Source organism: Streptomyces sp. NPDC005820, from assembly GCF_040630255.1.
GTDB lineage: Bacteria > Actinomycetota > Actinomycetes > Streptomycetales > Streptomycetaceae > Streptomyces.
The window spans coordinates 257,117-263,367 of sequence record NZ_JBEXXE010000010.1; the positions used below are offsets into that span (position 1 = coordinate 257,117).

5 protein-coding genes and 1 pseudogene are annotated in these 6,251 nt (G+C 74.8%); 5 read left to right on the plus strand and 1 reads right to left on the minus strand.

Features of this window, described 5'->3' with window-relative positions:
* Window positions 1-112: 112 nt before the first annotated feature.
* The 3 genes from ABZ464_RS15145 (at window position 113) to ABZ464_RS15155 (ending at window position 2,737) form a co-directional block, all read left to right on the plus strand.
* The gene (locus tag ABZ464_RS15145) at window positions 113-1,117 is read left to right on the plus strand and encodes a permease (RefSeq protein WP_359276169.1); all 1,005 of its coding nucleotides are present in this window, start codon (window positions 113-115) and stop codon (window positions 1,115-1,117) included.
* On the plus strand, window positions 1,114-1,899 hold the full coding sequence (locus ABZ464_RS15150) for a TIGR03943 family protein (protein WP_359276171.1): 786 nt from the start codon (window positions 1,114-1,116) through the stop codon (window positions 1,897-1,899). The genes ABZ464_RS15145 and ABZ464_RS15150 overlap by 4 nt, the downstream gene beginning before the upstream one ends.
* A 112-nt stretch (window positions 1,900-2,011) precedes the next feature.
* Window positions 2,012-2,737, plus strand: coding sequence for a GAF and ANTAR domain-containing protein (locus tag ABZ464_RS15155; protein WP_359276174.1), 726 nt, complete (start codon window positions 2,012-2,014; stop codon window positions 2,735-2,737).
* Between the two features lie 65 nt (window positions 2,738-2,802).
* Here the strand turns inward: ABZ464_RS15155 and ABZ464_RS15160 are convergent, their stop codons facing one another.
* Complete coding sequence (locus tag ABZ464_RS15160) at window positions 2,803-3,576, minus strand: hypothetical protein (RefSeq protein ID WP_359276177.1); 774 nt, start codon at window positions 3,574-3,576, stop codon at window positions 2,803-2,805.
* A 331-nt stretch (window positions 3,577-3,907) separates the two neighbouring features.
* Between ABZ464_RS15160 and thrS the strand changes: the two are divergent.
* Window positions 3,908-5,134: pseudogene (thrS, locus tag ABZ464_RS15165) on the plus strand (threonine--tRNA ligase); the annotation flags it as partial.
* Between the two features lie 48 nt (window positions 5,135-5,182).
* Window positions 5,183-6,160 carry a nucleoside hydrolase gene (locus ABZ464_RS15170; RefSeq protein WP_359276180.1) on the plus strand — a complete coding sequence of 326 codons (978 nt, stop codon included), beginning with the start codon at window positions 5,183-5,185 and terminating at the stop codon, window positions 6,158-6,160.
* The last annotated feature ends 91 nt before the right edge of the window (window positions 6,161-6,251 follow it).

Genomic DNA, 6,251 nt, shown 5'->3' on the forward strand with positions numbered 1-6,251 from the left:
CGCACGGGACTTTCGAAACACCCCCTAGCGGCGCTCGGGCTCGGGCGGAATCACAGGTTCCGCCCGGGGAAGCCTGCGGTGTCGCACAGGAGCGCTCGTTAGCGTCCGCCGGGTGGTGAGTCAGCGGGCGGTGGGCGACGGGGTGCGGGTCGTCGTGCGCGCGTTCGTGTATGCCGGGGTCGGTGGGGTCGCGGTCGTCGCCGTGGCGACCGTCGCGGCCGTGCTCGGCCCCCTGCTCGCGCTCGACCTCTACACCCCGCCCGTGGCCGCCTGGTGGACCGTCTTCACCGCCGTCGCCGTCCAGGGCGTGCCGTTCCTGCTGCTCGGTACCGTCGTCTCCGCCGCGATCGGGGCCTTCGTGCCCGAGCGGGCCCTCAGACGCCTCCTCCCCCGCAACCCCGCCCTCGCCGTCCCCGTGGCCGGCGTCGCCGGCGCCGTGCTGCCGGGCTGCGAGTGTGCCTCCGTCCCCGTGGCCGGGAGCCTGATGCGGCGCGGGGTCGCCCCGGCCGCCGCCCTCGCCTTCCTGCTCTCCGCCCCCGCGATCAACCCCGTCGTACTCGTCGCCACCTCCCTCGCCTTCCCCGGACGGCCCGAGATGGTCCTCGCCCGGCTGCTCGCCTCCCTCGGCACCGCCGTCGTCATGGGCTGGCTGTGGGCGCGGTTCGGGAAGGAGGAGTGGCTGCGGCTGCCGAAGCGCGGCGGGGCCCCGCACACCACCGGCCTCCGTGCCTTTCTGCTCGGCCTGCGGCACGACTTCCTGCACGCCGGCGGCTTTCTCGTGCTGGGCGCCGCCGCCGCGGCCACCTTCAACATCGCCGTCCCCCGGTCCGTCCTCGACGTCTTCACCGGGTCCGTCTGGATCGCCGTGCCGCTGCTGGCCCTGCTCGCCGTCGTGCTGTGCGTGTGCAGCGAGGCCGACGCCTTCGTCGCCGCCTCCCTCAGCGCCTTCCCGGCGACCGCCCGGCTGGCCTTCATGGTGGTCGGCCCGATGGTGGACCTGAAACTGCTCGCCCTCCAGGCGGGCACCTTCGGCCGCTCCTTCGCCGTCCGGTTCGCCTCCGTCACCTGGCTGGTGGCCGTCGCGGCCAGTGTCCTGACGGGGTGGTGGCTGCTGTGAGGCGTCACGGCCCGACAATCCTCCTCCTGCTCACGGGCGCGGCCGTCCTGCGGATCACCCTCTTCGGCGACCTCTATCTGCGGTACGTGCAGGCGGGCCTGCGGCCCTACCTGATCGTCTCCGGGGCGGCGCTGGTGCTGCTGGGCCTGGTGACGGCCGTACTCCGCGACGAACCGCAGGACGAGAAGGAGGGCGCGGGCGGGGACGCGGGTGAGGGTGAGGGCGAGGGCGGCGAGGGCGGCGAGGGTGCGCATGGGCACGAGCACGGGCACGGGCACCGGCATGGCCCCCGCGCCGCCTGGCTCCTCGCCCTGCCCGCCCTTGCCCTGCTCCTCTTCCCGCCCCCCGCCCTCGGCTCCTACAGCGCCGGCCGTGAGGCCGCCCAGCGGGCCGCGCAGGGGGTCGGGACCTTCCCGGCGCTGCCGCAGGGGGATCCCCTCACCCTCAGCGTCGCCGAGTTCGGCTCCCGCGCCATCTACGACAGCGGACGCTCCCTGAAGGGCCGTACCGTCCGGCTGACCGGGTTCGTCACCCGAGGCGACGACGGCGCCTGGTACGTCACCCGGCTCCTCGTCACCTGCTGCGCCGCCGACGCCACCACCGGCAAGGTCGAGATCCGGGGCGCCGACGACGACGCCCCGCCCACCGACACCTGGATCACCGTCACCGGCACCTGGCACCCCGAGGGCACGCTGGGCTCCGACGCGGCCTGGCCCCCGGTGCTCGACGCGGCGAAGGTGACCCGGGTGAAGCAGCCCGCGGATCCCTACGAGAAGCCGTAGCAGCGGTAGTCGCCACAGAAGCTCGGGGAAGTGCCGGTTCCAGGGGGCGGCCGAGGGTACCCGGCGGGCGTGGGGAGCCGACCGACCGGCCCCTTGTCCGGAGGTGGTCGCCGTGTCCGACCGGGAGCGGGAGCGGATCGCGGCGGTCCTCGCCGACGCGGTGCGCGGCGCCGCCCCGGGCGAGGTGCCCGAGGTGCTGTGCGCGGTGGCGGTGCGGCTGCTTCCGGTGAGCGGGGCGAGTGTGGCGCTGTGCGGCGAGGGGATCCCCGTACCGCTGAGCGCGAGCAGCGCCCGGGCGGCGGAGCTGATGGAGATGCAGGCCACCCTGGGGGACGGGCCCTGTCTGTGGGCCGCGCGGACCGGCGCGCCCGTGTACGCCTCCGATCTGAGGGGCGGCCGGGACGCCGTCCGCTGGCCGGTCTTCGCCCAGCAGGCCGCGGCGGCGGGGGTGTGCGCGGTGTACGCGCTGCCGCTCGGCGATCGCACGGCCTGCGTGGGCACCCTCGACCTCTACCGTGACGTCCCCGGCGAACTGGCCGGGGACGAGGTGCGTACGGCGCAGCTCGTGGCGGACGTGCTGACGGCGGCCCTGACGTCCCTGCCGCTGGGGGAGGACGACGATCTGCGCCCGCCCGGTGAGGAACCCTGGTTGAGCGCCCTCGCCACCGACCACGACGTCGTCCACCAGGCCGTCGGGATGGTCATGGCCCAGCTAGGCGTCGGCGCGGACGAGGCGCTGGCCCGGCTGCGCGCGCACGCCTTCGCGCACGGTCACACGGTCCTGGACGAGGGCCGGGACGTGGTCGGCCGACGCACCCGCTTCGACGACCACGACTGACGTCAGATCTCGCAGATCTCGCAGACCTCGCAGATCTCGCAGACGTCTCAGATCTCGCAGGCCTCTCAGACCTGCACCCGCCCCTGCTTGCGCACGTCCTCCAGCCGCCGCACCCCGAGCTGTACGGCCGCCTGCGTCGCCTCGTTCGGTACGTCGCCCAGGCCGCCGTTGGTCAGGGCGAACCCGTCCTCGCCCGCCCGGACGGCGGCCACGTCCAGCGCGAGGGCGGTCGGCTCCCCGTCGGCGTTGTCCTCGGCGGTTCCCCACAGGGTCAGCGTCACCCGCAGGCCCTGCCGCGCGTCCCCCACCTCCGGCAGCGGCAGGTCGGTCACCTGCACGTCCTCCACCAGGTCCGTCCCCGCCGTGGCCGTGAACCGGGCGCACTTCTGCGGCAGCGCCCGCAGCCAGGCCAGCGTCCGGTCCATGTCCGCCGGGTTGCGGCCGGTGAGCTGGTAGCGCAGCTGGGCGGCGGCGTCGGGGTCGTCGAGCCCGACGACCGCGCGGGCGGGGGCGCCGAACAGTTCGTCGGTGTAGAGGGCGTCGAGGAGCCTCTGGCACTCGGCGACGGGCGTGCTCGCCTTCAGCAGCCCGTCCCGCCAGGTCGCCGCGCCCCCGGTCGGGAGCCAGGGCGCGCCGAGGTCCTCGGCGGTGATGAGGGCCGCCTGCGCCTGGCTGTCGCTGAGGACGCGCGGGGCGGCCGACGTGGCGGGCTTGCTGGTGGACGCCTGGACGGTCGGCTCGGCGGGGGCGGCCGTCGGCGGGTGCTCCAGGCCGAGGGCGGCGCATCCGGTGACCGTCGTGAGCAGCAGCGAGGAGGCGATCAGAGCGCGGCGGTTCATCGGAGGGTGCCTCCTGACGTGGGGATATGTGCCTCCTCCCACGGCAGCACCGCCGCAGCGGACCGACCAGCGCGGCGGGCCGTACGGGTGACGCGCGTTGCTGCGACCGGTGGACGACGGGCCGCAGGCGGCGGGGCCGCCGGAAAAGCGTTCGTCCCGGCCGGGCCGCGTCGCTAGGGTCGCCGTATGCAGCGCGCCCAGCCGTCCCTCACGACGACGCCGGACCCCGTCCCGGCGCGCTGATCCGATGCATGGACGACCGAAGCCCCGGGGCGAGTGCCCCGGGGCTTCGTCGTTCCCGGTCCGCCTCGCCCCCTTCCGGAGGGAGACCCGGATGAACGACCACCGCCGCCTCGGCCGCGCACTCGACCTCTTCGACACCGACCCCCTGATGGGCGCGGGCCTGCCGTACTGGCTGCCGGACGGCGCGACCGTGCGGCACACCCTGGAGGAGTACGTCCGGGAGGCCGAGCGCGCGGCCGGCTACCGGCATGTGTACTCGCCGGTGCTCGGCAAACGCGAGCTGTACGAGATCTCGGGCCACTGGGACCACTACGGCGACGACATGTTCCCGCCCATGGACCTCGGTGCGGAACAGATGCTCCTGCGCCCCAGCCTCTGCCCCCACCACGCCCTGATCTACCGCTCCCGCTCCCACAGTTACCGCGAACTTCCCCTTCGTATCGCCGAGTTGGGCGGCATGTACCGCTCGGAGCTGTCGGGGGTGCTGGGCGGACTCACCCGGGTGCGGGCCATCCAGCTCAACGACGCGCATGTCTTCTGCACCCCGGAGCAGGCCGTGGACGAGGCCCGCGCGGCCCTCGGACTGATCGGGCGCGCCTACGCCGACCTGGGCATCAGCGCCTCCCGCTACCGGCTCTCCCTGCCCGGCGCGGGCGGCAAGTACGTGGCCGATCCCGGGCTGTGGAGCCGGGCGACCGCGCTGCTGCGTCAGGTGCTGGACGGTTCGGGCATCGCGTACGAGGAGGCCGAGGGCGAGGCCGCCTTCTACGGCCCGAAGATCGACGTGCAGATCGTGGACCGCGCCGGACGGGAGGCGACCCTGTCCACCGTGCAGATCGACTTCCACCAGCCCGCCCGCTTCGACCTGCACTACATCGGCGCCGACGGGGCGAGGCACCGGCCGGTGATGGTGCACCGCAGTGTGATCGGCAGTGTGGAGCGGGTGGTGGCGCAGCTGATCGAGGAGTACGGCGGGGCGTTCCCGGCCTGGCTGGCGCCGGTCCAGCTGGTCGTGCTGCCGGTGTCGGAGGCTCAGGAAGGGGCCGCGGCCGAGCTGGTGCGGCGGGCGTCGGCGGCGGGGCTGCGGGCGGAGGCCGTCGGCGAGGGCAGCCTGGGGGCGCGGATCCGGGCGGCGCGGCTGGTGCCGTACCTCGCGGTGATCGGGGAGCGGGAGGCGCGCGGCGGGCTGGCCGCCGTACGGCTGCGGGACGGAAGGCGCCCCGGCGCGCTGTCCGCCGACGAGCTGCTCCGGCGGATCGGGGAGCGGGTGGCGGCCCGGGGCAGGGAGCTGTGGGACGCGACCGGGCCCGCATAGGGTCGGCGGAGACCGAGTTGGTTCGGAAGGATCCCAAGGAGTCGCCGGATGACCGATCAGCAGCCCGTCCCCGTGATCATCGACTGCGACACGGGGGTCGACGACGCCCTCGCCCTGCTGTTCGCCGTACGCCATCCGGGGCTGGACCTGCGGGCGGTGACCTGTGTCGCCGGGAACACCGACGTCGACGGGGTGGTCCGCAACACCCTGACGGTGCTGGACGTGGCGGGCGCCGGGGACGTGCCGGTCGCGCGGGGCGCCGAGCGGCCGCTGATCGAGCCCGCCCGTTCGGCGACCGTGCACGGCAAGGACGGCATGGGCGACATCGCCGGCCTGCCCGCCCCGGCCCGCAGGCCCGTCGACGTGGACGCGGTGACGCTGCTGCGCCACGAGATCCTCGCCTCGCCCCGACCGGTCACGCTGATCCCCACCGCGCCCCTGACCAACATCGCGCTGCTGCTGCGCACCCACCCCGAGGTGACCCGCAACCTGGAGCGGATCGTGTTCATGGGCGGCGCGGTGGCCGTCGGGAACGCCACCCCGGTCGCCGAGTTCAACGTGTGGCACGACCCGGAGGCGGCCGCGATCCTGCTGACGGCCGGGGTCCCGATCACGATGTACGGGCTCGACGTGTTCCAGCGGGTGGTGGTTCCGGGGGAGGACGTACGGCGGCTGCGCGCGAGCGCGGAACCGGGCACGCGCCTCGCCGGCGACCTGCTCGCCCACCGCCCCTCCGCGCCGGGGGCCGACGCCGACGCCGACGAGTCCGCCGGGGGCCTCGGGGACGCGGGCGCGGTCTGCGCGGTGGTGGACCCGGCCGGTCTCACCACCCGTCCGCTGCCCGTGGAGGTCTCCCTGGCGCCCGGCCCGACCCGGGGCCAGACGATCGTCGACCGCCGCCCGCGCCACGGCGAGTCCGAGACCCACCACGGGGTACGGGAACAGGCCCTGGTGGACGTGGGGTTGGACGTGGACGTCGAGCGGTACGTGCGGTTGTACCTGGGGACGGTGGAGAAGCGCGGCTAGGGCCTGTCCGGCGGATCATGCCGCAGACGCGGGGTCTGGTGGGCCCATCTGCCGCGTTGTCGTCGGTTGCCGACTCCCCCACTCTCGGCTG

Coding starts and splice junctions, on each gene's coding strand:
- ABZ464_RS15160 (WP_359276177.1), bottom strand. CDS start 3,576: ATGAACCGCCGCGCTCTGATCGCCTCCTCGCTGCTGCTCACGACGGTC.
- ABZ464_RS15170 (WP_359276180.1), top strand. CDS start 5,183: ATGACCGATCAGCAGCCCGTCCCCGTGATCATCGACTGCGACACGGGG.